This window comes from Microbacterium sp. CIAB417, from assembly GCF_022788845.1.
The window spans coordinates 809,937-836,561 of the sequence record NZ_JAHZUT010000002.1 but is presented as its reverse complement, the minus strand read 5'-3'; the positions used below and the strand labels follow the sequence as shown (position 1 = coordinate 836,561).

The following is a 26,625-nucleotide window of genomic DNA, read 5'->3' as shown; positions in this document are numbered from 1 at the left end:
GACAAGAGGAATCCCACCTGTGAGCACTCACTCCACCGCGGACACCGTCGTCAAGGACGGTGTCTACTACCACCAGTTCGACATCGTGATCGTCGGCGCCGGCGGCGCCGGGATGCGGGCGGCGATCGAGGCCGGCCCCGGCGCGAAGACCGCCGTCATCTCCAAGCTGTACCCCACCCGCTCGCACACGGGTGCGGCGCAGGGCGGTATGGCCGCGGCCCTCGCCAACGTCGAAGAGGACTCCTGGGAGTGGCACACCTTCGACACGATCAAGGGCGGCGACTACCTCGTCGACCAGGATGCGGCGGAGATCCTCGCCAAGGAGGCCATCGACGCGGTCATCGACCTCGAGAACATGGGCCTGCCGTTCAACCGCACCCCCGACGGCAAGATCGACCAGCGTCGTTTCGGCGGCCACACCGCCGACCACGGCAAGAGCCCGGTGCGTCGCGCCTGTTACGCCGCCGACCGCACCGGCCACATGATCCTGCAGACGTTGTTCCAGAACTGCGTGAAGCTCGGCATCAACTTCTTCAACGAGTTCTACGTGCTCGATCTGATCACGGTCGAGGACGAGGGCGCCACGAAGGTCGCCGGCGTCGTCGCCTACGAGCTCGCCACCGGTGACCTGCACGTGTTCCAGTCGAAGGCCGTCGTGTTCGCCACGGGCGGCTTCGGCAAGATCTTCAAGACCACCTCCAACGCCCACACCCTCACCGGTGACGGCGTCGGCATCGTCTGGCGCAAGGGACTCCCGCTGGAAGACATGGAGTTCTTCCAGTTCCACCCGACCGGCCTCGCGGGTCTCGGCATCCTCCTCACCGAAGGAGCGCGCGGCGAAGGCGCCATCTTGCGCAACGCCTCGGGCGAGCGTTTCATGGAGCGCTACGCGCCGACCATCAAGGACCTCGCGCCGCGCGACATCGTCAGCCGCTGCATGGTGCAGGAGGTCGAGGAGGGTCGCGGTGCCGGCCCCCACAAGGACTACGTGCTCCTGGACTGCACGCACCTGGGGGCGGAGGTTCTCGAGACCAAGCTGCCCGACATCACCGAGTTCGCCCGCACGTACCTGGGCGTCGATCCGGTCGTCGAGCCGGTCCCGGTCATGCCGACGGCGCACTACGCGATGGGCGGCATCCCGACCAACATCGAGGCCGAGGTCCTGAGCGACAACGAGACCGTCGTCCCCGGTCTCTACGCCGCGGGCGAGTGCGCGTGCGTCTCGGTGCACGGCTCCAACCGCCTCGGCACCAACTCCCTGCTCGACATCAACGTGTTCGGAAAGCGCGCCGGACGCAACGCGGTGAAATACGTCCAGAGCGGCGCGGACTTCGTCCCGCTTCCGGAAGACCCGGCCCGCGAGGTGCGCGAGATGATCGAGGGCCTGCGCAACAACCCCGGCACCGAGCGCATCGCGGTGCTGCGCAAGACGCTCCAGGACGAGATGGACCGCAAGGCCCAGGTGTTCCGCACCGACCAGTCCTTGGGCGAGGTCATGCTCGTCATCGCCGAACTGCGTGAGCGCTACAAGAACATCCACGTCGACGACAAGGGCAAGCGGTACAACACCGATCTGCTCGAGGCGGTCGAGCTCGGCTTCCTCCTCGACATCGCCGAGGTCGTTGCCGTCGCCGCGCGCAACCGCAAGGAGAGCCGCGGCGGCCACATGCGCGACGACTACCCGACGCGTGACGACGAGAACTACATGAAGCACACGATGTCCTACCTGTCGGGCGATGCGCACTCCTCGCACCCGGAGGACCACATCCGCCTCGATTGGAAGCCGGTCGTCTTCACCAAGAACGAGGCCGGGGAACTGCGCTACCCGCCGCTGGAGAGGAAGTACTGAGCATGGCCGCCACCGCCATCGCCGAGACCACCACCGAAGCCCCCGAGGTGCAGGAGACCAACGACTCCGGCATCCAGGCGTTCCTGGTCACCTTCATCGTGCGCCGGTTCAACCCGGAGCTGGACGACGAACCGCGCTGGGTCGACTACGACGTCGAGGTCTACTCCACCGACCGTGTGCTCGACGCCCTGCACAAGATCAAGTGGGAGGTCGACGGTTCGCTCGCCTTCCGCCGCTCGTGCGCTCACGGCATCTGCGGCTCGGACGCCATGCGCATCAACGGTCGCAACCGCCTCGCCTGCAAGACGCTGATCAAAGACCTCGACATCTCGAAGCCGATCTACGTCGAGGCGATCAAGGGCCTGCCGCTGGAGAAGGACCTCATCGTCGACATGGAGCCCTTCTTCGCGTCCTACCGCGAGGTGCAGCCGTTCCTGATCGCGAACTCCACGCCCGAGAAGGGCAAGGAGCGCGTGCAGTCGATCGTCGACCGCGAGCGCTTCGACGACACCACGAAGTGCATCCTCTGCGCCGCGTGCACCTCGTCGTGCCCCGTGTTCTGGACCGACGGCCAGTACTTCGGCCCCGCCGCCATCGTCAACGCACACCGCTTCATCTTCGACTCCCGCGACGACGCCGGGGATGTGCGTCTGGACATCCTCAACGACAAGGAAGGCGTGTGGCGCTGCCGCACCACCTTCAACTGCACCGAGGCCTGCCCGCGCGGCATCCAGGTGACCAAGGCGATCGCCGAGGTGAAGCAGGCGGTCCTTCGCGGCTGACCGGATGCGAAGCCTCGCCGCCCGATCTCGCTAGGGTGAGGGCGTGAGGCGAGCTGCGGAGGAACACGCCGACGTGCGATTCGTGCTGCCCCAAGACGAGAGCTCCTTACGCGAGCGGTGGGATTCGGCGCAGGCGAACCTGCGCGAACGTCTGGATGAGCCGATCGAGAAGGCGACGGAACTCACCCGCCGCACCCTCGCATGGTTCCCCATCCGGGTCTGGCGGCACTTTCTCCAGCACAACGGCTTCCTGCTGGCCGCCGGCGTCAGTTACCAATCCCTGTTCGCGATCTTCGCCGGCATCTACCTCGCGGCCGCGGCGGTCGGGGTCTGGCTCGGCGGCGACGACGCGGCCGTGCACCAGCTGATCGACATCGTCAACAGCTACATCCCCGCCCTCATCAGCGAGAGCGGACTGGTCAAGCCGAGCCAGGTCGAGGCGGTCGCCTCGCAGAGCAGCGGGGGCCTGCTGCCGGTGACCGGAGCGATCGCGCTCGTGGTGGTCATCTGGACGGCCATCGGGTTCATCACCTACACCCGTCGCGCGGTGCGCGACACATTCGGCCTGCCCTTCGACTCCCGCAGCTACCTGATGCTGAAGGCGCGGGACCTCCTGGCCGCCGCACTGTTCGGCATCGCGTTGCTCGCCGGCTGGATGCTCGTGCAGATCACCACCTGGGCGCTGGATCTGCTGGCCGGCATCCTGCAGTGGCAGCCGGACTCGACGTGGTCGACCATCCTCGCGCGCGCGCTCAGCCTGGTGGTCGCGTTCCTGGTCAACGCTGTCGCGCTCGCCCTGCTCTTCCGTTTCCTGACCGGCGCGTCGCTGCGTTGGCGCCGCATCTGGCCGGGGTCGATCCTCGGCGGCGCTGCTCTCGCCCTGCTGCAGGTGGGCGCCGGTCTCCTGCTGCGATACACGCCGAGCAACCCGCTCATCGCGACCTTCGCCATCTTCATCGGGTTCCTGCTGTGGTTCCGCATCACCGGCATCGTGATCCTCGTGGCCGCGGCGTGGATCGCGGTCTCCACATCCGATCGCGACCTGCCGCTGGTCGAGCTGAGCGATGCCGAGCGCGAAGCACTGGAGCGACGAGCGCTGTCGGTCGCTGCGCAGGTGCGCCTGCGCGAGGCGCGCGAGCGCGCCCGTGACGCGTCATGGTGGCAACGCCCCGCCGCCCGGCGCCGCGTCCGGCGAGCAGTGCAGGAACGGGATGCGGCCGCCGCCGCGGTCGCGGCGCTCACCACTCGGCCGGGGTTGCGGCACCTCCTCGACTGAGCATCCGTGTCGGTGACCCCGGATACGCTGAAAGGCGTGTCACGAACCCTCCGCATCGCCTCAGTCAACGTCAACGGAATCCGCGCCGCGGTGAGAAACGGCATGGCGGGCTGGCTCGACAGTGCCGATGTCGACATCCTGACGCTGCAAGAGGTGCGCGCCGAGCTCGCCCATCTGGAGAGCGCGCTGCCGGGTTGGGAGCTCGTACACGACGAGTCGCTCACCAAGGGGCGCTCCGGAGTGGCGGTGGCCAGCCGCATCCCGATCACCGCATCCCGCATCGAACTCGGCGACGAGAGCGTCGACTCTCGCGGCCGGTGGATCGAGGCCGACGTCGAGGTCGACGGCGAGCATCTCACCGTGGTCAGCGCCTACGTGCATTCCGGCGAAGACGGCACTCCCCGGCAGGACGCGAAGTACGGATTCCTCGATGCGATGAGCGTGCGCCTCGTCGAGCTGGCGCAGAACGACGCGCTGGCGCTCGTCACCGGTGACCTCAACGTCGGGCATCGTCCGTTCGACATCAAGAACTGGCGCGGCAACCAGAAGAAGGCGGGCTTCCTCCCCCGCGAGCGCTCGTACTTCGACCGTTTCTTCGGCGACGCGGGCTCCCTGGTAACCGGCGTCGACGGGGTCGAGGGCGTCGGGCTCGGCTGGGTCGATGTGGGGCGCCGCTTCGCCGGCGAGGTGGACGGCCCGTACACCTGGTGGTCCAATCGCGGCCAGGCCTTCGACAACGACACCGGCTGGCGCATCGACTACCACATGGCCACTCCCGCCCTCGCGGCGCGCGTTGCCGATTACCGGGTCGCGCGGGCCGCGTCCTACGCCGAACGGTGGAGCGACCACGCTCCCGTGGTCGCCGACTACCGTCTGGGCGTCTGAGGGGCGCCGGCGCACCGCATCCGGGTCCGTAGAATCGACGTGTGAGCAAAGCGCGCCTGTACTCCGGAATGCAGCCCTCGGCCGACTCCCTCCAGATCGGCAACTACATCGGGGCGCTGCTGCAGTGGCGCGACCTGCAGGAGTCGTACGACGCGTTCTTCTCCGTCGTCGATCTGCACGCGCTCACGCAGCCGAACGACCCGGCCGAGCTCCGCGCGAAGACCCGGCGCACGGCCGCCCAGTACATCGCGGCCGGCATCGAGCCCTCCAAGTCGGCCCTGTACGTGCAGTCGCACGTTCCTGCGCACGCCGAGCTCGCCTGGGTCCTGTCGACGATCACCGGCTTCGGCGAAGCCGGCCGCATGACGCAGTTCAAGGACAAGTCCCAGCGCTACGGCAGCGACGCGACCAACGTGGGCCTGTTCACCTACCCGGTGCTCATGGCGGCCGACATCCTGCTGTACCAGACCAACGTTGTGCCTGTCGGCGACGACCAGAAGCAGCACGTCGAGCTGACCCGCGACTTGGCCGAGCGTTTCAACGCGCGCTACGGCAAGACCTTCACTGTGCCGACCCCCGTCATCCAGCAGGACACGGCCCGCATCTACGACCTGCAGAACCCGACGTCGAAGATGTCGAAGTCCGCGGAATCCGACGCGGGCGTGCTGTGGCTGCTGGACGACCCGGCGGTGAGCGCGAAGAAGATCATGCGCGCGGTGACCGACTCCGAGGGCGTGGTGCGCTACGACCGCGAGACCAAGCCCGGCGTCTCGAACCTGCTCGTGATCTTCGCCGCCCTCACGGGCCGCCAGATCCCCGCGATCGAGGACGAGTTCGCGGGCCGCGGCTACGGCGACTTCAAGAAGGCGCTGGCCGAGGTCGTCGTGTCGGAGTTCGGCCCGGTGCGCGAGCGCGCCTTGGCCATGCTCGACGACCCCGCCGAACTCGACCGCGCCCTGGCCGTGAACGCGCAGAAGGCCTCGGCGGTCGCGGAGCAGACCCTCGGCGACGTCTACGACCGCATCGGCCTGCTCCGCCGCAGCTGACACCGTGGCCGCCAGCGGCACGGCGGCCCGACCTCGGACAGCTGTGCCGGGCCGTGCGCGGGCAACCGTGCCGGCCCGCACCACCGGACGCGACCGCTTCTGCCGGCCCGAACTCCTGCAAACCCGCCTCCTGAGCTCCCCGCCAAAGCCAGACGTGACGGATTGCAGGAGTTCGGGCCGCCGCTGGCGCACTCCGTAGCCCGGCGCGGGCGTCGGCATGCTCACCGCGTGGGCGGGGTCGCCTCGACCGCACCCGGCACGAACTCCTGCGAATGCGCACCGCTCCGGCCGCCACGCGTCCCCGTAGCCCGAAGTTGCAGGAGTTCGGGCTCCCACCGGTTGGCGCCCGCGCGTAGCGGGTATCGGAAGCGCGCCGACCCGCGCTCGAGCCTCCAGCTCGGTCAGCCGCGCGCGGCAGCGCTCAGTCGCTCGAGGCGCGGGAGCTTCCGCGAGGTTTGCGTGCGAGAACCGCACCGAGAGCGGCACGCACCGCATCCGGTCGGTGGAAGACATCCTCCGCAAGGATGCGGAGGGTGACGTATCCCAACTCGGCTGCGGCGAGGTCGCGGCGCCGGTCTCGGATCTGCTGTGCCACGTCGCCGTGGAACGCGCGGCTGTCGCACTCGACGATGAGCCATCCGTCGACGAGCAGATCCACCCTCCCCACGCCCCGAAGGCTGATCTGCAACGAGGGACGGTAGCCCATGCTCCGCAGCATCAATCGCACCAACGTCTCTGAGCCCGCTTCGGCTCGTGCGTCGATGAGCTTTCGCAGCGGCCGGTAGCGCCGGGGAAGTCGGTCGAAGACGCGATCAAGATCGTCGCCATCAATCAGGCCCAGGTGCAGGGCGCTGTCGAGGCTCGCGACGGCGACCCTCGGCGGCTGACAGCGGCATGCCTGGGCGAGTGCCTCCACCAGATCAGCCTGGAGGTCGGCGCGGGCGCACGCGGACTCGCGCCAATGCGCCCGTATTCCCCGGTGACGCCGCGGCAGGCGCGAGTCCGTGCGGTCGAACTGCAGGTGGACGTCGTCCGCGGACAGGACGAAGACGCCGAATGCGCCGAGCAGCGAGACACAGTCGAGACGACCGCCCGACCTGGCAGCGACGAGGTGAGACTCGTGAACACCTCCCCAGACGTATCGCCCTCGTCGCACCCGGATGAGGTCGCCGCGGTCGAGCGCGTGCCGAATCGTGGCGCGGGTGTAGCCGCGGAGTCGAAGCTCAGCAGTGCGCAGGTAGGAGGGGGAAACCAGCAGCATCCCGATAGCCTCACGGCCATTACGGACCGACCTGCGCCGAGACCATCCGACGCGAGCAACTCGCCGCGCAATCAGGCCGGTGGAGAACACCCCCGGAGCGGGATGGTCGCGATCGCGACGAGTGAACGGGCCGAACTCCTGCAGACATGGTGCCCCGTGGCGGCGGAGAGCACCCCACGCCGGATGTGCAGGAGTTCGGTACGGAGGGACGTGCAGGAGTTCGGTACGGACGGACGGACCGGAGGTGGCGGTGGCGCCGGCTCCGCCGAGGAGAGCCCGCCCGGCCCGAACTCCTGCAGAACCGCGTCCCCGGTACCCGGAGAAGCACCCGGGGACGGATGTGCAGGAGTTCGGGTCGGGACAGGAGCCCGTGCCGCGAGCCGTCTCCAGTCAGAGCCAGCCGCGCCGCGGGATCAGCCGCCGACGAGGGCGTCGACGGCGAAGCGGATGTGGCGCTCGGCGAGGTCGGCGGCGGCAGCGCCGTCGTGTCGTTCGATGGCGCCGAGCAGCTCGACGTGCTGCGTGTGCAGCACCGCAGCCAACTGCTCCCAGTCCGCGTAGTCGCGCAGGGCCTCGAGGATGCGGCCGCTCAGCGACTCCCGGATCGCGACCGTCATCGATGCGACGAGCCGGTTGCCGCCGGCCTGCGCGATCGCGACGTGGAACGCCGTGTCGGTGTCGTTGTACTCCGCAGGACCGAGACCTGCGACCGCCCCGGCTTCCAGCACGGCGCGGATCGCCGCGATGGCGTCGGCATCGGCGTTGCGCGCGGCGAGTTCGGCGCTCGAGCGTTCGAGCACGATGCGCGCCTCGATGACATCGGGGTAGGGGTAGTTCGCGAGAGCGGCGTGCAGCCGCAGGAAGCGGGTGAGCGCCGCATCCGGCAGCGCGGCGACGAAGGTCCCCGCATCTGCGCCCGCTCCGACCTGGGCGCGCAGCACGCCCTGCCCTTCGAGAACACGCACGGCCTCGCGGACGCCGGCCCGACTCACACCCAGGCGCGCGGCGAGCTCGCGCTCCGAGGGAAGCGGATCACCCACCTGCAGCGAACCCGCCATGATCTGGTCCTCGATCGCCTGGATGACGAGTTCGTGCGCGCGGCTGCGCTGCACAGGTGCCCATTCCGGGGTGCGCTGATCTGTCACCGGGGTATCCTCTCGCCTTCGAGCCGAACGCAACCGGCGGGTTGACGTCGCCGAAGCCGGGGTCTACTGTACCGCAGAGGTCAGACCAATAGATAGGCCCTCTGCGCCACGTACTCCCACCTCGAAGGACGACGATGAGTCCCGTCAGCCGACAACTCCCCCACCCGCGCGAACTGCTCGAATTCATGCAGTTCAAGACGCCGGATCTGAACGCAAAGCGTCGCCGCCTCTCTGCGGCGCTCACGATCGACGACCTCCGGCGCATCGCGAAGCGCCGTACTCCGAAGGCCGCCTTCGACTACACCGATGGCGCCGCGGATGGGGAGATCTCGCTGCAGCGGGCCCGCCAGGCGTTCCGCGACATCGAGTTCCACCCCTCGATCCTGCGCGACGTGTCGCGCGTCGACACCAGCACGACGATCTTCGGGGGCCCTTCCACCCTCCCCTTCGGCATCGCACCGACCGGCTTCACCCGTCTGATGCAGACGGAGGGCGAGTACGCAGGCGCCGCCGCCGCCGGGGCCGCCGGCATCCCCTTCACCCTCTCGACCCTCGGGACGACGTCGATCGAGAACGTGAAAGCAACCAATCCGCACGGGCGCAACTGGTTCCAGCTGTACGTCATGCGCGATCGCGACATCTCCTACGGCCTCGTCGAACGTGCCGCCAAGGCAGGCTTCGACACCCTGTTCTTCACCGTCGACACCCCGGTTGCGGGTGCGCGTCTGCGCGACAAGCGGAACGGGTTCTCCATCCCGCCCCAGCTCAGCATCGGGACGATCGTCAACGCGATCCCCCGCCCCTGGTGGTGGTTCGACTTCCTCACCACGCCGAAGCTCGAGTTCGCGTCGCTGACCACGACCGGCGGCACCGTCGGCGAACTGCTCAACAACGCGATGGACCCCTCCATCTCGTTCGAAGACCTCGACATCATCCGTTCGCTGTGGCCCGGAAAGATCGTGATCAAGGGCGTGCAGAACGTTCCGGATGCGCGCAAGCTCGTCGATCTCGGCGTCGACGGACTCGTCCTGTCCAACCACGGCGGCCGCCAGCTCGACCGGGCGCCCATCCCCTTCCATCTGCTGCCGGAGGTGGTGCGCGAGGTCGGACGCGACACCGAGATCGCGATCGACACCGGCATCATGGACGGCGCCGACATCGTCGCCTCGATCGCGATGGGCGCGAAGTTCACCCTGATCGGCCGCGCCTACCTGTACGGGCTGATGGCCGGCGGGCGGGCTGGTGTCGACCGGGCGATCGCCATCCTGGCCGAGCAGGTCGAGCGCACGATGAAGCTGCTCCAGGTGAGCGAGCTCGCCGAGCTGACCCCGGCTCACGTGACCCAGCTGCAGCGCCTGACGCCGCGGTCCACGGGCGCCGTCCGGGTCTGACGCGCAGGGTAGCGTGACGGGATGCTGCCCGTCGCCCTTCACACCGCAAGGCTCGAACTGTCGGCGCCGACCGCATCCGACGCCGACGCCATTTACGAGGCTTGTCAGGACCCGGCGATCCCGTTCTTCACGACCGTCCCCTCGCCGTACCCGCGTGAGTTCGCCGATCAGTTCGTGGCGCAGGCCATCGAGCGCTGGGAGGAGCTCTCGCACGCCACGTGGGCGATCCGCCTCGACGGCGCGCTCGTGGGAATGGTCGGCCTGCACGATCTGCAGGACACAGAATCTGCGGAGCTCGGCTTCTGGGTGACGGCCGAGGCACGCGGTCAGGGCATCGTGCGAGAGGCATCCGACGCGGTCATCGACTGGGGTTTCTCGACCGACGCACTCGATCTCGTGCGCGTGGAGTGGCGCGCGGCCGTGGGAAACACGGCGTCCGCTCGAGTGGCGCAGGCGCTGGGCTTCCGGTTCGAGGGAACTCTGCGTCAGGTCCTGCGCAACGGCCACGGCCAGCGCAGCGACGGATGGATCGCGAGCCTTCTGGCGACGGATGATCGCACGCGGCAGGAGTGGCCGATAGCCCTCTGACGGCGTCGGCGGTGCATGGCAGGATGGCGCCATGCCCGAGATGCCGGAGGTCCAGGGACTCGTCGACTTCCTCGGCGCGCGCCTGAACGGCCTCGAGATCACCCAGGCACGGATCACCGCGATCTCCGCACTGAAGACCTACGACCCGCCCATCGAGGTTCTCATCGGGGCTCACGTCGACACCGTCGCCCGCCGCGGCAAGTTCGTGGACATCGCGACGGATGCGGGCGCGCACCTCGTGTTCCACTTGGCGAAGGCGGGCTGGTTGCGCTGGCACGACACCCTGCCCACGACGGTGATCAAACCGGGCCGCTCCCCCATCGCGCTGCGCGTAGGGTTCGCCGACGGCTCGGGGTTCGATCTCACCGAGGCGGGCACGAAGAAGTCGCTCGCGGTGTCTGTCGTGCGTGAGCCGGCGGATGTTCCCGGCATCGCCAGACTCGGCCCCGACCCCCTCGATCCCGCCTTCACGCGCGATGTGCTGGCGACGCTCCTCGCCGGTCGCCGCACGCAGATCAAGGGGGTTCTGCGGGATCAGTCGATCGTCGCAGGAATCGGCAACGCCTACTCCGACGAAATCCTCCACGTCGCACGGCTTTCGCCGTACGCGCTGGCAGCCACGCTCGACGACGCCGAGATCGACACGCTGTACTCCGCCACGATCGACACCCTGCACGACGCGGTGGAGGCCGCATCCGGCAAGCCTCCTGCGGAGCTGAAAGACGCCAAGCGGCGCGGGATGCGGGTGCACGGCCGCCAGGGCCAGACGTGCCCGGTGTGCGGCGACGTCGTGCGGTCGGTGTTCTTCGCCGACAACTCGCTCGAGTACTGCGCGACGTGCCAGACCGGCGGCAAGGTGCTGGCGGACCGACGCCTGTCGCGCCTGCTGAAGTGAGATGCGTGTCGGTGCATGTCCGGGAATGAAACGGACGATCCGGCGTTGACTACACTCAGTGCAGAACGTGCTCCGGGGTCGGTGAGAATCCGAACCGGCGGTGAGAGTCCGCGAGCGTGATCCTTCGCGAGGAGGGGATCGCCGATCCGGTGGAATTCCGGGACCGACGGTGATGCGACACAGGTCGCGAGTCCGGATGGGAGGCGCACGAGCGCTCAGCGGCGTGTCCGCGAGCTTCAAGACGGCTACCCGGAGCCCGCCGATCAGGAGGCCCGAGCATGCCGGTGAGCGAGACCGAGGAACGCGCGATGGCGCGAGCGCTGGAGCTTGCCCGGCGAGGCCCCATGGGGGTGAACCCGCAGGTGGGCGCCGTGCTCCTCTCCCCCGAGGGCGAGGTGATCGCCGAGGGCTGGCACCACGGCGCCGGAACGGCCCACGCCGAGGTCGACGCGCTCTCGCAGGCCGATCCGGATGCGGTGCGCGGCGCGACGGCCGTGGTCACCCTCGAGCCGTGCAACCACACCGGCCGCACCGGTCCGTGCGCTCTCGCGCTCATCGAAGCGGGTGTCGCCCGGGTCGTCTACGCGATGAGCGATCCCACCCCGACCGCATCCGGAGGTGCCGAGCGGCTGCGCGCGGCGGGCGTCGAGATCGAGTCCGGCGTCCTTGCCGACCAGGCGCAGGAACTGCTCGCCTCGTGGAGCGAGGCTCAGCGGCTCGGGCGCCCGCACGTGACCCTGAAGTGGGCGCAGAGTCTCGACGGTCGCGCGGCGGCGGCCGACGGCTCCAGCCAGTGGATCACCGGCTCCGAGGCACGCGAGGATGTGCACCGCCGGCGCGCGAGCGCCGACGCGATCGTCGCGGGCACCGGCACCGTCCTCGCGGACGATCCGGCTCTGACCGCTCGCGCGCCCGACGGCGAGCTGAGGCCGACGCAGCCGCGACCCGTCGTGATCGGCGAACGCGACATCCCCGCCGACGCCGCCGTGCGCCGCCACCCGAAGGAGCCCTGGCACCTGCGCACGCGCGATCTGCACGAGGCCCTGGCCACCCTGCACGAGCGGGGTATCCAGCGGGTGTTCGTCGAGGGCGGCCCCCACCTGCAGAGCGCTCTGCTGCGCGAAGGTCTCGTGGACGAACTGCTGACCTACGTCGCGCCCGTGCTGCTGGGCGGCGACCGCGTCGCCCTCGACGACCTCGGCGTCGGCGACATCTCCCAGGCGCGCCGCCTGCTGCTGATCGAGACCCGCCGACTCGGCGACGATCTGCTGCTCATCTCGCGGCCCGCCGCATCCGCCGAAGAATCCGCCTCCGTCACAGAAGGAGCCCACTGATGTTCACCGGGATCGTCGAAGAGATCGGCACCGTCACCCGGACGGAGCCCTCGGGCGACGGCGTGCGCCTCACGGTGACCGCGCCGCGCGCGGTGTCGGATGCGGCGCACGGCGACTCGATCTCCGTCTCGGGCGTGTGCCTCACGGTCGTCGATCAGGGCGAGGACTGGTTCACCGCCGACGTCATGCGCCAGACGCTGGACGTCACCGCGATCGGCGGTGTCACCGCGGGCACGCCCGTCAACATCGAGCGCGCGACGGCCGCCGGCGGACGACTCGGCGGCCACATCGTGCAGGGCCACGTCGACGGCACGGGCCGCGTGCTCGAGGTGCGCCCCGGCACCCAGTGGCGTGTCATCCGCATCTCGCTGCCGGCGGAGCTCGCTCCGCTCGTCGTCGACAAGGGCTCGATCGCCCTCGACGGCGTCTCGCTGACGGTGAGCGCGGCGAGCAATCCGTCGGCCGAAGAGGCGTGGTTCGAAGTGTCTCTCATCCCCGAGACGCTCGCGGCCACGACTCTCGGCGAGCGCGTTCCCGGCGACATCGTCAATCTGGAGACCGACATCCTGGCACGTCACGTGCAGCGACTGCTGGCCTTCGCCCCCGCAACGGAAGGTGGCTCGCGATGAGTCTGAGTTCCATCCCCGAGGCCCTGGAGGCCCTCGCCGCCGGTCGCCCGGTGATCGTCGCCGACGACGAGAACCGCGAGAACGAGGGCGACGTGATCCTCTCGGCGCAGCTCGCGACCCCCGAGTGGATCGCGTGGACGGTGCGCTGGTCGAGCGGCTTCATCTGCGCCCCCATGCCCGCGGAGTGGGCGGACCGCCTGGATCTTCCTCCCATGGTCGAGGTGAACCAGGATGCGCGCGGCACCGCGTACACGGTGAGCGTCGACGCCGCATCCGGCGTGACGACCGGTATCAGCGCCGCCGACCGGGCGCACACCCTGAACGTGCTGGCGGATCCCGCGTCCGCGCCCTCGTCGGTGAACCGCCCCGGCCACATCCTGCCGCTGCGCGCGGTGGACGGCGGCGTGCGCGAGCGCGGCGGCCACACGGAGGCTGCTGTCGACCTCATGCGGCTGGCAGGGCTCGAGCCCGTCGGTGCGATCGCCGAGATCGTCGACGAGGACGGCAGCATGATGCGACTTCCCGGGCTCATGGCGCTCGGCGAGCGCGACGGCATCCCCGTGATCACGATCGAGCAGCTCGTCGGCTACCTGGACGAGGTGGATCCCCGCGAGGAGCCCTCGGCCGCGTCCTCGCACCGTCGACGGGTGAGCCTGCGCGCCGAGGCGACCGTCCCCACCTCGCACGGCGAGTTCCGCTTCCTCGCCTACAAGGACCGTGTGACGGGCACCGACCACCTGGCCGTCGTCAAGCGCGAGCTGGACGACGCGCCGCTCGTGCGCGTGCATTCGGAGTGTCTGACCGGCGAGGCTTTCGGTTCGCTGAAGTGCGAGTGCGGTCCCCAGCTGGATGCGGCGCTCGACCGCATCGAGAAGGACGGCGGCGTCGTCGTCTACATGCGCGGACACGAGGGTCGCGGCATCGGCCTCATCAACAAGCTGCGCGCGTACAACCTGCAGGAGCGGGGCCTGGACACCGTCGACGCGAACCTGGCACTGGGTCTTCCCGCCGACGCGCGCGACTACGCCGCCGCCGCGGGCATCCTCGCCGACCTCGGCGTCGAGCGGGTGCGCCTGCTGACCAACAACACCGACAAGGTCACGCAGCTGCGCGCCCTCGGCCTCGACGTCGTCGAGCAGGTCCCGCTGCTCGTGGGGGTCGGCCCCAACAACCACCAGTACCTCGCCACCAAGCGCGACCGGATGGGACACATCATCGCGGACGAGGACCTCACCGAAGCGCTCGCGCAGATGAAGGAGAACCGATGAGCGGCCACGGCGCCCCCCAGCAGACCGAGATCGACGCCCGCGGCCTTCGTGCCGTCATCGTCGCCGGCACCTGGCACGAGACGATCAGCGACGGCCTCATCGCCGGCGCGGAGCGGGTGCTCACCGCATCCGGCGCCGACTACACGCTCGTGCGCGTCGCGGGTTCCTTCGAACTCCCCGTCGTGGCCAAGGCAGCGCTGGAGTCCGGCGCCGACGCGGTCATCGCTCTCGGTGTGATCATCCGGGGCGGCACACCCCATTTCGAGTTCGTCTCCTCGGCCGCCACCGACGGCCTGACCCGCGTCGCCCTCGACACCGGCAAGCCCGTCGGCTTCGGGGTGCTCACGCTCGATGACGAGAAGCAGGGACTCGATCGCGCGGGGCTCGCCGGCTCGAAGGAGGACAAGGGCGCGGAGGCGGCGGATGCGGCACTGCGCACCGCCCTCACGCTTCGCGCACTCCGCGGCTGAGCGGTTCAGGAGGACGAACCTTCAGTAATACATAAGGTATGGTGGCGGGCATGGAGATCCTGCGTCACATCGTCGTCCTCGTGCACCTCGTCGGCTTCGCCATCCTCTTCGGAGCATGGGTCGTGGAAGCCGCCAGCCGCCGCATCCGCGTCACTCGCCTGATGAGCCTCGGCATGACCATCGCGGCGGTCGCCGGCCTGGCCCTCGCCGCCCCGTGGGGCACCGATCACGACATGAACTACGTCAAGATCGGCGTCAAGCTCGTGGTACTGCTCATCATCGGTGCGCTTCTCGGCATCGGTGCGGCCCGCCAGCGTCGCACCGACGCGCTGCCCGCGGCCATCTTCTGGCCGATCGGCATCCTCACCCTCGCCAACGCCGCCATCGCGGTCATCTGGCGCTGAGGAGTTCGCGTCCCGGCCCACCTCGGCGCCGGGACGCGAACCTGGGCGTAAACTGTGTGTTCATGCGCCGGCGACACCGCCGACGCCCCGGTGACCCAGCGATGTGACGCCCGGTGCACCACCCCCGCCCGAGCACTCGCCGCCGGCGCGTTCCCACGAGGACGCCTCTCGCTCTTCCGACAGGTCTGTCCTCCCCATGTCTTCTGCCACCGCAACGGCTCCCGCGAACTCCCGCGCCCGCGTCATCACCGCGAGCCTCGTGGGAACCACCATCGAGTTCTACGACTTCTACGCCTACGCCACCGCCGCGGTCCTCGTCTTCCCGATCCTCTTCTTCCCGACCGGGGACGACACCACCTCGCTGCTCGCCTCGTTCGGCGTCTTCGGCGCCGCGATGATCGCTCGCCCCATCGGGGCGTTCGTGTTCGGGCATTTCGGCGACCGCTTCGGTCGCAAGGCGACCCTCGTCGCGTCCCTGCTCACGATGGGGGTGGCGACCTTCCTCATCGGATGCCTGCCCACGTACCAGGTGGTCGGCTGGTGGGCGGCGCTGCTGCTGCTCGTGCTGCGCCTGGCTCAGGGATTCGCACTCGGCGGCGAATGGTCGGGCGCGGCGCTGGTCGCGACCGAGAACGCACCGAAGGGCAAGCGGGCCTGGTACGGCACCTTCCCGCAGCTCGGTGCCCCGATCGGCTTCATCATCGCGAACACGATCTTCCTCGCGATCAACTTCGCCCTCCCGCATCCCGACGGCACCGCACAGCGCTCCGAGGCATTCCTTGCCTGGGGGTGGCGTGTGCCGTTCCTGTTCTCGGCCGTCATGGTGATCATCGGCCTCTGGGTGCGTCTGCGCCTGGTCGAGTCCGACACGTTCCAGAAGGCGGAGAAGAAGGGCGCGCTGCGCAAGTTCCCGCTGGGTGAGGTCATCCGGGGCCACTGGCGTCCGCTGATCCTCGGCACGTTCATCATGCTGGCGACCTACGTGCTGTTCTACCTGATGACGAACTTCACGCTCACCTACGGCACCAAGCCGACCCTCGCGGGGGCGGAGGCGGCGGCGCAGGCATCCGGCACGGCCTTCGACGCCGCGGGCTACATCGCGGGACAGGGCTTCGGGTACATCGACTTCGTGATCATGCAGATCATCGGTGTCGTGTTCTTCGGCGTCTTCACGCTACTGTCGGGACCGGTCGCCGACGCCATCGGGCGCCGCAAGCTCCTCATCTGGATCACGTCGGCGATCATCGTGTTCGGCCTCACGTTCAACCTGTTCCTGCTGCCGATGACCGACCCGAAGTTCACGGGCGCGCTCACGCAGGCGTTCCTCGTCTTCGGGTTCATGCTGATGGGTGCGACCTTCGGGCCGATGGGCGCGCTGCTGCCGGAACTCTTCCCGACGAACGTGCGCTACACCGGCTCGGCGATCTCGTACAACGTCGCCTCGATCCTCGGTGCGGCCGTCGCCCCCTCGATCGCGCTCGGACTGTGGGCCGCCGCCGGCGGGCAGCCCTGGCTCGTGGGTCTGTACCTGTCGGGGTCGGGCGTGCTGACCCTCATCGCACTGATCCTGTCGAAGGAGACGCGCGACATCGACTACGACGAGAACCTCGGGCTCGGCGAGACCGCGTCGCTCTAGCCCGCCGCGTCCTCTCGGTTCCCTCTTCCGCGAGACTGCATCTTCGTCACGAGATCACGGGTAAACCCCGTGATCTCGTGCAAAAGATGCAGTCTCGCGGTCTTGGGGGCGAGGGATGCGGGGGAGGGACGGATGCGGTGCCCCGCGGCGGCGACCGGGGTGCGCGAGCGGAGGTACGGTCGAGGGAGGAAATCCCGCCGATCGAGGTCGCCTATGTCCAGCCCCGCTCCCGCCCGCCGCAGTCCGTTCGCGCGCCCCAAGAAGGATGACGGGCCGCGCGCCAGCCTGCGCCAGCTGCTGCCGTTCCTCTTCGAGCACAAGCGGGTGCTCGTGGTGGTCACCGTGCTCAGCATCGTGGCCGCGGTCACGACGCTCGCGCAGCCGCTGCTGGTGGGCGAGCTGATCGCCCGCGTGCAGGCGGACGAGGCCCTCGGACTGCTCGTGTGGGGTCTGGTGGCGCTGGTCGTCGGCTCGTCGCTGGTCTCCGGCTATCAGCACTACCTACTGCAGCGCACGGGCACCGCGGTCGTCTTCTCGAGCCGTCGCCGGCTGATCGCCCGCATCCTGCATCTGCCGATCCGCGAGTTCGACGCCCGCCGCACCGGCGACCTCGTCTCGCGAGTGGGAACCGACACGACGCTGCTCTACGCGGTGCTCACGCAGGGGCTCGCCGACTCGGTGGGCAACGTGCTGATCTTCGTCGGCGCGGTCATCGCGATGCTGCTGATCGATCCGCTGTTGCTCCTGCTGATCCTCGTCGTCATCGGCGCCTCGATCGCCGTGGTGGGCGTGCTCAGCGGACGCATCCGCCGCGCGACGCGCGAACAGCAGGAGACGGTGGGCGAGCTCGCCTCGGGCGTGGAGCGCGCGGTGAGCTCGATCCGCACCGTGCGCGCCGCCGGCGCCGGCGACCGCGAGCAGGCGAGCCTGGAAGGTGTGGCCCAGCGCGCGTACGGCAGCGGCGTGCGCGTCGCGAAGGCCTCCGCTCTCGTGGTGCCCGTCGCCGGGGTCGCGCTGCAGCTGTCGCTCCTCGTCGTCCTCGGCGTCGGGGGCTTTCGCGTCGCCTCGGGCGCGATCACGATCGCCAGCCTCGTCACCTTCGTGATGTTCCTCTTCTTCCTCGTGCAGCCGCTCGGCTCGTTCTTCGGCGCGATCACCTCGGTGAGTCAGGCGCTGGGTGCGCTCGGCCGCATCCAGGAGGTCCTCGACCTGCCGACCGAGACGCAGGACGACGCCCAGATCGCAGCCCACGCCGCCCCGCCGACGGATGCGGACGCCACCGACATCGCGGTGGAGTTCCGCGACGTGCACTTCCGCTACCCTGCGGCCGTCGCCGCCGCCCGCGCCAAGACCGAGGCGGAGGCACGTGCCCTCCTCGAGGTGGCCCGTGTGGACACCTCTGCGCTCGAGGCTGTCGTGGACGACGAGGGTGACGTGCTGCGCGGTGTCTCGCTGCGCGTGCCGCGGGGATCCCGCGTCGCACTGGTGGGGCCTTCGGGCGCGGGAAAGAGCACGACTCTCGCCCTCATCGAGCGCTTCTACGACCCGACGGCGGGCGCCATCCTGATCGGCGGCCGCGACATCCGCACGCTCGATCGAGAGGAACTGCGCGCTCAGCTGGGGTACGTGGAGCAGGACGCTCCGACGCTCGCGGGCACCCTCGGCGACAACCTGCGTCTCGCCTCCCCCGACGCGAGCGATGAGGCGTGCGAGGCGGTCCTTCGCGCCGTGAACCTCGGCGAGGTGTTGGACCGCTCCCCCGAAGGGCTCGCCGCGCCCGTCGGCGAGGGCGGTGTGATGCTCTCCGGCGGTGAACGCCAGCGTCTGGCGATCGCTCGCGCACTGCTGGCTGCTCCCCCCATCCTGCTCCTGGACGAATCGACCTCGTCGCTGGACGGACTCAACGAGCAGCGGATGCGGGAGGCGATCGACGCCGTCGCCGAGGGACGCACCCTCATCGCGATCGCCCACCGACTCTCGACCGTCGTCGACAGTGACCTCATCGTCGTGATGGACCACGGCCGGGTCGTCGGCGCGGGGACGCATTCCGAGCTCGTCGCCGAGGTGCCCCTGTACCGCGACCTCGCCAAGCACCAGCTCCTCGTCTGACGCCGACGGCACCACCTGTTCGAGAGACCCGAAACGCGGCCGATCGCGCCGCCGCGCGACATCCCACGTCCCTCGAACACAGCGCACCCCCGTTCGAGGGACCCGACGCGGGCCCTCGAACAACCGCGGGGGCCCGCGAGCGAGTACTCAGGCGCGAGTGAGGCGGTAACGCAGGGAGTCGAGCTCGGCGCGCAGAGCCGACGGGATGCGGTCGCCGAACGTGTCGAAGAACTCCTCCGTCAGCTCCGCCTCCGCCAGCCACGACTGCGGGTCGATCGCGAACAGCTCCGCCAGATCCGCGTCCGTGACATCGGTGCCCGCGAGGTTGAGGTCCTCGGGGCGGGGCAGTCGTCCGATCGGGCTGGGCTCGGCGGGCACCTCGGACTCGAGGCGGCGCACGATCCACTCCAGCACACGCACGTTGTCGCCGAAGCCGGGCCAGAGGAACCGGCCGTCGGCGCCGCGGCGGAACCAGTTCACCTGGAACACCCGCGGCGCGCGGTCGAAGCGGAGCGAGCCGCCCACCTTGATCCAGTGCGCGAAGTAGTCCGCCATGTTGTAGCCGCAGAAGGGCAGCATCGCGAACGGGTCGCGACGCAGCTCTCCCACGGTCCCCTCCGCGGCGGCCGTGCGCTCGGACGAGATCGTCGCTCCGAGGAACACGCCGTGCGTCCAGTCCGTGGCCTCGACGACGAGGGGCACGTTGGTGGCGCGGCGGCCGCCGAACAGGATCGCGTCCAGCGGCACGCCCTCCGGCGTCTCCCAGTCCTCGGCGACCTGCGGGCACTGCGCGGCGGCGACCGTGAAGCGCGAGTTGGGGTGCGCGGCGGGTCGTCCGGACTCCGGCGTCCAGGGGTTGCCCTCCCAGTCGATCAGCTCCGCCGGAGCCTCGTCGGTCAGGCCCTCCCACCACACGTCGCCGTCGGGGCGCAGCGCCACGTTCGTGAAGATCGTGTTGCCCCACAGCGTCTCGACCGCCGTGGCATTGGTGGACACGCCCGTGCCCGGCGCCACACCGAAGAAGCCGGCCTCCGGGTTGATCGCCCACAGGCGTCCGTCCTCACCCGGCCGCAGCCACGCGATGTCGTCGCCGAGCGTCTCGACGCGCCATCCCGGGATGGTGGGGCGCAGCATCGCGAGGTTCGTCTTGCCGCACGCCGACGGGAACGCCGCGGCGACGTGGTAGCGCTTGCCCTCGGGGCTGATGACTCGGATGAGCAGCATGTGCTCGGCGAGCCAGCCCTCGTTGCGCCCGATCACCGAGGCGATGCGCAGCGCGAAGCACTTCTTCGCGAGGATCGCGTTGCCGCCATAGCCGGAGCCGTAGGAGTAGACCTCGAGCGTGTCCGGGAAGTGGACGATGTACTTGTCGTCGTTGCACGGCCACGCGACGTCGGCCTCGCCGGGCGCCAATGGAGCACCCACCGAGTGCACGGTGCGCACCCAGTCGGCGCCGTCCGCAATCTGCTGCAGCACAGCCGTACCGACCCGGGTCATGATGTTGATCGACACGACGGCGTACGGCGAATCGGTCACCTGCACGCCGATGTGCGAGAGCGGACCACCGACCGTGCCCATCGAGAAGGGGACGACGTACATCGTCCGCCCGCGCATGGAGCCGGCGAACAACGCATCGAGCTTGCCGCGCATCGCGGTGGGATCCGCCCAGTTGTTGGTGGGACCCGCATCCTCCTCCTTCTCGGAGGCGATGAAGGTGCGCCCCTCGGTGCGCGCGACGTCGCTCGGGTGTGAGCGCGCGAGGTACGACCCCGGACGCCACTCCGGGTTGAGCTTGATGAGAGAACCCGCATCCACCATCGAGCGCAGCAGCATGTCGTTCTCAGCCTGCGATCCGTCGATCCAGTGGATGCGGTCGGGCTGGGTGAGGGCGGCGATCTCGTCGACCCACCGGGTCAGCGCGGCCATGCCGGGCCCGGATGCGGCCGGACGAGCACCGTAGGTCGTCGCCGTGCGCGCGGCGGTGGGGCGCGCGGGGGCGCTCGAGGTGTAGCTCTCAGCAAGGGCCATGATCACTCCAGTCGACATCAGCGGCGTTCAGAACGTGGGTTCCCTGCAAGAATGGCGCCCCGACCTCCCGCTTTTCAGAACAGAGCAGTCGAAAGAGTGTCGGTTCTTTCGCTATTCTCAAAACATGCCCTCGACGACCATCGAACTGGCGACCCTCGGTCACCGCATCCGTCACTTCCGCACGGCGGCGGGGCTCACCCTCGATGAGCTCGGGGCCGCCGTCGGTGTCGCCGGCAGCCACCTGAGCCTCATCGAGAACGGCAAGCGCGAGCCGAAGCTGTCGCTGCTGCAGGAGATCGCGGCGGCCACCGGTACCCAGCTGGCCGCGCTGCTGTCGACCGAGCCCCCGAACCGTCGCGCGGCGCTGGAGATCGAACTCGAGCGCGCGCAGACCTCGCACGCGTTCCGGCAGCTGGGCCTGCCGCCGATCCGGGTCACGAAGGCGCTCAGCGACGAGACGATCGAGACCGTGCTGGGACTGCACCGCGAGTTGCAGCGCCGCGAACGCGAGGCGATCGCGACGCCGGAAGAGGCCCGCCGCGCCAACACGGACATGCGGTTGCGGATGCGGGAGATGAACAACTATCTCCCCGACATCGAGAAGCTCGCCGAGAAGCAGCTCAAGTCGGCCGGTCACACCTCCGGCGCCCTCACGCACCGCACCGTGAGCATCATGGCCGAGCAGCTGGGCTTCGAGCTCATCTATGCGGGCGACCTGCCCGCATCCACCCGGTCGATCACCGACCTCGAGAACGGGCGGATCTACCTGCCGCCGGCCTCCATCCCGGGCGGCCACGGCCTGCGGTCGATGGCGCTGCAGGCGATGGCGCACCGGCTCCTGGGACACCAGCCACCCAAGGACTACGCCGAGTTCCTGCAGCAGCGGCTGGAGATCAACTACTACGCCGCGGCGTGTCTCATGCCGCCGGCGCCGGCGGTCGCGTTCCTGCAGCAGGCGAAGAAGGACCGCAACCTCGCCGTGGAGGACTTCCGTGACGCATTCGGTGTCACGCACGAGGCGGCCGGGATGCGGATGACGAACCTGCTGACCGAGCACATCGGCATCCGTCTGCACTTCCTGCGGGTCGCCGGCGACGGCGCGATCTCACGTGTCTACGAGAACGACGACCTGCCGCTGCCGATGGATGTGACGGGCGCGGTGGAGGGGCAGATCGTGTGCCGCAAGTTCGCCGCCCGCGCCGCCTTCGCGGAGCAGAACCGCACGACGGAGCACTACCAGTACACCGACACCCCGTCGGGGACGTTCTGGTGCTCGACGCAGACCGGCACGACCCACGACGGCGAGTTCTCGATCACGGTGGGGGTGCCGTTCGACGACGCGAAGTGGTTCCGTGGCCGCGAGACGGCGAAGCGGGCGACGTCGCAGTGCCCCGACGAGGCGTGCTGCCGCCGCCCGTCGAGCGAGGCGGCCGAACGATGGGAGGGGCGCGCGTGGCCGAGTGCCCGCGTGCACATGCAGATGTTCACGCCGCTGCCGCGCGGCGCCTTCCCCGGCGTCGACGACAACGACGTGTACGACTTCCTCGACCGGCACGCCTGACCCTCCGCGCGAGCGAGTATCCGTTCGCCGAGTGCGCATCCGATGGAGTGCTCACTCGGCGAACGGATGCTCACTCGGCAGTCGACGGTGTGCCGACCGCCCAGAGAGCCTGGGGAAGCCGGTCGTGCAGCACCCACTCCCCCACCCAGCGGTTCTTGTACAGCACCGGGTTGTGGCTGGACACGGTGCGGGCGTTGCGCCAGTGCCGGTCGAGGTGCGCCCCGCGCGCCGTGGCCGAGGCCCCCAGGGTGTCGAACAACCGCGAGGTGAGCTGCTGCACCGCACCGGTCGCGAAGGACTGGGCTTGCGCGGCCCGAATCTCGGCGAGCCCCGCCAACCGACGCGCGCGGTCGACGGCCACCTCATCGCCGGGCCGGTCGCGCGCCTCCAGCGCCGCCCCGTAGGCATCCTCGATCGCCTCCGCGACGGCGGCGACACTCGCGTCGACGGCGAAGGCGGATGCGGCGAGCTCGCCCAGCAGGGCCTGGATCTGCGCGTCGTCCTGCACCCGAGCCGCCGTGCCATGGCTGTAGACGCGGGATCGTGCGCGCACGGCGGCGGCCGCATCGGCGACGGCTGCGTGCGCGATCCCGGCCAGCACGGCCAGCAGGACGAGCTGGTAGAGCCCGGTCTGGTACGCGAACCGGTCGGCGACCGGGAGGACGTCCACGGGCTCCACGACAGCGTTCTCGAAGACGATGGTGCCCGTTCCGGTGAGGCGCTGGCCGAAGCCGTCCCAATCGTCGACGACCGTGACACCCGGCTGGTCGAGCCGCACCAGCGCCGCGACGTCCACACCGTCGGAGAGGCGATGCGCAACGGTGTCGGTCCACTCGGCGAAGATACTGCCGGTCGTGTAGAACTTTCTGCCGTTCAGGCGAAGCACGCCGTCCGCATCCGTCGAGAGCTCCGCGCCCGCCCGCGACGTGGTCGAGCCGGCGGCCTCGCTCCAGGAGTTGCCGCTGATCTCGCCCCCGGCGATGCGCTCCCGCCACCGCCGCGCGAAGCCCGCATCCGTCGTCGTCAGCGTCTGCTCGACGAGCGCGATGTGGCCGCGCAGGATCTGCGGGATGTTGGCGTCGGCCGCGGCGATCGCCACGAGCAGCCGCGTGAAGGTGGGCCAGTCCAGCCCCAGCCCGCCGTCGGCGAGGGGCAGGCGGGCCCTCCCGAGCCCCGCTTCGCGGAGGGACGCGACGGCGTCGCGAGGAAGCTCGCGCGCGAGGTCGCGCCCTCCTGCACCCTCGGCCACGGCGTCGACGATCGGGCGGAACCGCGCCTCGATGCCTGCCGGCAGACGTGCCCAGAGCTGGTCGTCGATGTGCGTGCGGGCACCGGCCGCCACGGATGCCGTGCTCATGTGTACAGGGAGATCGGCTGGACGGCGCCGGTGAGGAAGTGCGCCCCCACCTCGAGCTTCTTGTAGTCGACCGGGTCATGGAGGGAGTGGGTGCGGATATTGCGCCAGTGCAGATCGAGGCCGACGCGGTTCGCCGTCGAGCTCGTTCCCGTGGCCTCGAAGACGCGGTGGGCGACGTCGGTCGCCGTGTCGCTGGCCACGACCTTCAGCTGCGCGATCTCGATCGCTATCTCGGCGCGGTCCTGGGCGGTCACGTCGGCACCCCGGGAGATGACCTCGTCGAAGCGCCGGTTGACGCGGTCGGCGAGTGCCTCGACCGCGGCGGTGCGAGAGACGAGCTCGCCGTACAGCCGCCGTACGAAGGGGTCGTCGCTGTAGGTCGCGACGCCCGAGAGGAACCACGAGTTGGCCCTCGCATTTGTCAGTTCGCGCGCCTGGGCGAGCGCGCCCTGCGCGATGCCGAGGTAGAGGTTTCCGAACACGAGCTGGATCGCGGGTGTCACGAAGCTCTGGATCGGCTCGTCGGTGCCGAATCCCAGGAGGCGCTCCGGCTCCACCCGCACATCGCGATAGGTGACGGTGTTGCTCGCCGACAGCCGCTGGCCGAGGTTGTCCCAGTCATCGATGAGCTCGACGCCCGGGTGACCGTACGGCAGCACGAGGAAGGCGAACGCGCCCGCATCCGGACCGTCCTCGACGACGGCGTTGATCAGCAACGCCTCGCCGACACCCGACCCGGTCGAGTACCGCTTGAATCCGTTCAGCCGGTAGCCGTCGCCGTCGACCGTGAGCGAGAGGTTCGGGTCGACGGGGTTCACCGAGTCGCCCCAGATCCAGCGCCCGGCGATCGTGGCGCGGAACCAGCGCTCGCGCTCCGCCGGCGGTGCGACGAGAGCGATGTTGGCCTCGTTCACGTAGTGGTAGCCGAGCACCTGTGCGATGGAGGCGTCGCTGCGCGCGAGGATGCGCACCGCGCGCAACGCGCTCTCCCAGTGGGCGCCGCCGCCCCCGTACTCGGCGGGATCGAGCAGGGTCGTGAGCTGCGCATCCTTGAGGAGCTGCGCTTCGGCGAACGGCTGTGCGTTCGCACGGTCGCGAGCGAGCGCGTCGAGGGCGAGGCGCTCGGCGACGGATGCGGCGACCGCATCCCAGTGCGCGAGTTCGGCCGCATCCGCGGTGCCGTGGAAGTGGGTGCGGGCGGGGGTGAGAGTCGGTGACGTCATGGCGGTTCCTTCTCAAGCGGGAGTGGAGACGAGGGATGCGGAACTGTCGGCGGCGCTGGGGGCGCCCACGTACGCTCCGCGGTACGCGTGGGCGGGATGCCACCCGGCGATGACGGGGTCGCCGGTGAGCCGCTCGCGGAGCGTTCCGCCGATCCGGCCGCCGTCATCGAGGCGTCCGCGGCGGCGCAGCTCAGGAACGAGGAGCTCGACGATGTCCTCGAACGTGCCCGGGGTCACGACGTACGCGAGGTTGAACCCGTCGACCCCGCCGACCTGGATCCAGCGCTCGAGCTCGTCGGCGACGGTGGTGGGGCTGCCGACGATCACGGCGCCGATGCCCCCGATCCCGACGTACTCGGCGATGTCGCGCGGCGTCCACGCGCGTGTGGGATCCGCCTTCGTGAAGATCGAGAGGGCGGAGCGCGCCGCATCCGTGTCGACGTAGGTGAGCGGCTCGTCCGGATCGAGCGTGGACAGATCGATGCCCGACCAGCCGCCGTAGAGCGCGAGCGCTCCCTCCAGCGAGACGTAGGAGCGGTAGTCGGCGTACTTCTCCTGCGCCAGCTCGTCGGTCTCGGCGACGATCACCGTGGCGAGCGTGAGGATCTTCACCGAATCGCGGGGGCGCCCGATCGCCTCCGCCTTGTCACGGATGCTGTCGGTCGTGCGACGGGTCAGCTCCGGGCTGAGGCCGTTGATGAAGATGGCCTCGCCGTGCCGCGCGGCGAACTCCTGCCCGCGCGGCGACGCTCCCGCCTGGAAGATCACGGGCGTGCGCTGAGGAGAGGGCTCGCCGAGGTGGATGCCGGGGACGTCGAAGTGGGTGCCGTGGTGGCGGATCGGGTGCACCTTCTCGGGGTCGGTGAAGACACCGGCCTCGCGGTCGCGCACGGCGGCTCCGTCCTCCCACGACCCCTCCCACAGCTTGTAGGCGACATCGAGGAACTCGTCGGCGATGCCGTAGCGGTCGTCGTGGGCGATCTGGTCGCCCAGGCCCAGGTTGCGTGCCGCGCTGTTGAGATACGACGTCACGACGTTCCAGCCCACGCGGCCGCCCGTGAAGTGGTCGAGGGTGGTGAGCGTGCGCGCCAGCGAGTAGGGATGCTCGTACGTCGAGGCGATCGTGACGCCGAAGCCGAGCCGTTCGGTGACGGCGGCCATCGCCGGAATTTGCAGGAGCGGGTTGCCCACGGGGATCTGGGCGGCGTCGCGGAGCGCGGGTGCCGCGGAGTCCCGGTAGACGTCGTAGACCCCCAGCACATCGGCGAGGAAGATCGCGTGGAAGCCGCCGCGCTCGAGCAGCTGGGCGAGCTCGGTCCAGTACGCGAGCCTGTTGTACTCGTCGGCGCGGTTGTCCGGGTGACGCCAGAGCCCGGGGGCCTGGTGCGTGACGCAGCTCATCTCGAACGCGTTGAGGATGAGGGGCTTGCTCATCATCCGTCCTTCCTGCCGGCGGGCGCCGTACGGCCGGAAAACTAGCAGCGTGAT

22 protein-coding genes and 1 riboswitch are annotated in these 26,625 nt (G+C 69.7%); of the genes, 16 read left to right on the top strand and 6 right to left on the bottom strand.

Annotation, left to right across the window (positions count from 1 at the left end; translation table 11 throughout):
* Positions 1–19 precede the first annotated feature (19 nt).
* The 5 genes from sdhA to trpS are packed head-to-tail and all read left to right on the top strand — an operon-like array spanning position 20 to position 5,838.
* Positions 20–1,849, top strand: coding sequence for a succinate dehydrogenase flavoprotein subunit (sdhA, locus tag KYX17_RS10550; RefSeq protein WP_243226942.1), 1,830 nt, complete (start codon positions 20–22; stop codon positions 1,847–1,849).
* A 2-nt stretch (positions 1,850–1,851) separates the two neighbouring features.
* The gene (locus KYX17_RS10545) at positions 1,852–2,631 is read left to right on the top strand and encodes a succinate dehydrogenase iron-sulfur subunit (protein WP_243226941.1); all 780 of its coding nucleotides are present in this window, start codon (positions 1,852–1,854) and stop codon (positions 2,629–2,631) included.
* Positions 2,632–2,674: 43 nt separating this feature from the next.
* Entirely contained in the window at positions 2,675–3,907 is a 1,233-nt protein-coding gene (locus KYX17_RS10540; protein ID WP_243226940.1) for a YihY/virulence factor BrkB family protein, read from the top strand.
* Between the two features lie 36 nt (positions 3,908–3,943).
* Entirely contained in the window at positions 3,944–4,792 is an 849-nt protein-coding gene (locus tag KYX17_RS10535; RefSeq protein WP_243226939.1) for an exodeoxyribonuclease III, read from the top strand.
* 41 nt (positions 4,793–4,833) lie between these two features.
* Entirely contained in the window at positions 4,834–5,838 is a 1,005-nt protein-coding gene (trpS, locus tag KYX17_RS10530; protein WP_308220868.1) for a tryptophan--tRNA ligase, read from the top strand.
* 421 nt (positions 5,839–6,259) lie between these two features.
* On the opposite strand, the gene KYX17_RS10525 is transcribed toward trpS, so the two are convergent.
* Both KYX17_RS10525 and KYX17_RS10520 read right to left on the bottom strand, forming a co-directional pair.
* Positions 6,260–7,099 carry a type IV toxin-antitoxin system AbiEi family antitoxin domain-containing protein gene (locus KYX17_RS10525; protein WP_243226938.1) on the bottom strand — a complete coding sequence of 280 codons (840 nt, stop codon included), beginning with the start codon at positions 7,097–7,099 and terminating at the stop codon, positions 6,260–6,262.
* Positions 7,100–7,512: 413 nt separating this feature from the next.
* On the bottom strand, positions 7,513–8,244 hold the full coding sequence (locus KYX17_RS10520) for a FadR/GntR family transcriptional regulator (RefSeq protein ID WP_243226937.1): 732 nt from the start codon (positions 8,242–8,244) through the stop codon (positions 7,513–7,515).
* Between the two features lie 134 nt (positions 8,245–8,378).
* Between KYX17_RS10520 and KYX17_RS10515 the strand changes: the two genes are divergently transcribed.
* The 10 genes from KYX17_RS10515 (at position 8,379) to KYX17_RS10470 (ending at position 18,968) form a co-directional block, all read left to right on the top strand.
* Positions 8,379–9,635 (top strand): alpha-hydroxy acid oxidase, encoded by a 1,257-nt coding sequence (locus KYX17_RS10515; RefSeq protein ID WP_243226936.1) that lies wholly within the window; start codon positions 8,379–8,381, stop codon positions 9,633–9,635.
* A 21-nt stretch (positions 9,636–9,656) separates the two neighbouring features.
* Positions 9,657–10,223, top strand: a complete 567-nt coding sequence (locus KYX17_RS10510; protein WP_243226935.1) for a GNAT family N-acetyltransferase — start codon at positions 9,657–9,659, stop codon at positions 10,221–10,223.
* A 31-nt stretch (positions 10,224–10,254) separates the two neighbouring features.
* Positions 10,255–11,118, top strand: a complete 864-nt coding sequence (locus tag KYX17_RS10505; protein WP_243226934.1) for an Fpg/Nei family DNA glycosylase — start codon at positions 10,255–10,257, stop codon at positions 11,116–11,118.
* A 64-nt stretch (positions 11,119–11,182) separates the two neighbouring features.
* A riboswitch (FMN riboswitch) is annotated at positions 11,183–11,330 on the top strand.
* 66 nt (positions 11,331–11,396) lie between these two features.
* Entirely contained in the window at positions 11,397–12,452 is a 1,056-nt protein-coding gene (ribD, locus tag KYX17_RS10500) for a bifunctional diaminohydroxyphosphoribosylaminopyrimidine deaminase/5-amino-6-(5-phosphoribosylamino)uracil reductase RibD (protein WP_243226933.1), read from the top strand.
* A complete protein-coding gene (locus KYX17_RS10495) occupies positions 12,452–13,081 on the top strand; it encodes a riboflavin synthase (RefSeq protein ID WP_243226932.1) in 630 nt (209 codons plus the stop codon). Before ribD ends, KYX17_RS10495 begins: the two co-directional genes overlap by 1 nt.
* Positions 13,078–14,349 (top strand): GTP cyclohydrolase II, encoded by a 1,272-nt coding sequence (ribA, locus tag KYX17_RS10490; RefSeq protein ID WP_243226931.1) that lies wholly within the window; start codon positions 13,078–13,080, stop codon positions 14,347–14,349. The genes KYX17_RS10495 and ribA overlap by 4 nt, the downstream gene beginning before the upstream one ends.
* Positions 14,346–14,819, top strand: coding sequence for a 6,7-dimethyl-8-ribityllumazine synthase (gene ribH / locus KYX17_RS10485; protein ID WP_243226930.1), 474 nt, complete (start codon positions 14,346–14,348; stop codon positions 14,817–14,819). Before ribA ends, ribH begins: the two co-directional genes overlap by 4 nt.
* 50 nt (positions 14,820–14,869) lie before the next feature.
* Entirely contained in the window at positions 14,870–15,223 is a 354-nt protein-coding gene (locus tag KYX17_RS10480) for a Fe-S protein (RefSeq protein WP_243226929.1), read from the top strand.
* 196 nt (positions 15,224–15,419) lie between these two features.
* Entirely contained in the window at positions 15,420–16,859 is a 1,440-nt protein-coding gene (locus tag KYX17_RS10475) for an MFS transporter (protein WP_243226928.1), read from the top strand.
* A 213-nt stretch (positions 16,860–17,072) separates the two neighbouring features.
* A complete protein-coding gene (locus tag KYX17_RS10470; protein WP_243226927.1) occupies positions 17,073–18,968 on the top strand; it encodes an ABC transporter ATP-binding protein in 1,896 nt (631 codons plus the stop codon).
* Positions 18,969–19,115: 147 nt separating this feature from the next.
* On the opposite strand, the gene KYX17_RS10465 is transcribed toward KYX17_RS10470, so the two are convergent.
* Positions 19,116–20,996 carry a phosphoenolpyruvate carboxykinase (GTP) gene (locus KYX17_RS10465; protein ID WP_243226926.1) on the bottom strand — a complete coding sequence of 627 codons (1,881 nt, stop codon included), beginning with the start codon at positions 20,994–20,996 and terminating at the stop codon, positions 19,116–19,118.
* Between the two features lie 124 nt (positions 20,997–21,120).
* Here KYX17_RS10465 and KYX17_RS10460 point away from each other — a divergent pair, with 124 nt between their 5' ends.
* Entirely contained in the window at positions 21,121–22,557 is a 1,437-nt protein-coding gene (locus tag KYX17_RS10460; protein WP_243226925.1) for a helix-turn-helix domain-containing protein, read from the top strand.
* A 70-nt stretch (positions 22,558–22,627) separates the two neighbouring features.
* Here the strand turns inward: KYX17_RS10460 and KYX17_RS10455 are convergent, their stop codons facing one another.
* From KYX17_RS10455 to KYX17_RS10445, 3 genes are read right to left on the bottom strand one after another with little or no spacing between them, the layout of a single operon-like run.
* The gene (locus tag KYX17_RS10455; RefSeq protein WP_243226924.1) at positions 22,628–23,914 is read right to left on the bottom strand and encodes a monooxygenase; all 1,287 of its coding nucleotides are present in this window, start codon (positions 23,912–23,914) and stop codon (positions 22,628–22,630) included.
* On the bottom strand, positions 23,911–25,137 hold the full coding sequence (locus KYX17_RS10450) for an acyl-CoA dehydrogenase family protein (RefSeq protein ID WP_243226923.1): 1,227 nt from the start codon (positions 25,135–25,137) through the stop codon (positions 23,911–23,913). Before KYX17_RS10450 ends, KYX17_RS10455 begins: the two co-directional genes overlap by 4 nt.
* Positions 25,138–25,149: 12 nt before the next feature.
* Positions 25,150–26,571, bottom strand: a complete 1,422-nt coding sequence (locus KYX17_RS10445) for an LLM class flavin-dependent oxidoreductase (RefSeq protein WP_243226922.1) — start codon at positions 26,569–26,571, stop codon at positions 25,150–25,152.
* Positions 26,572–26,625: the final 54 nt, after the last annotated feature.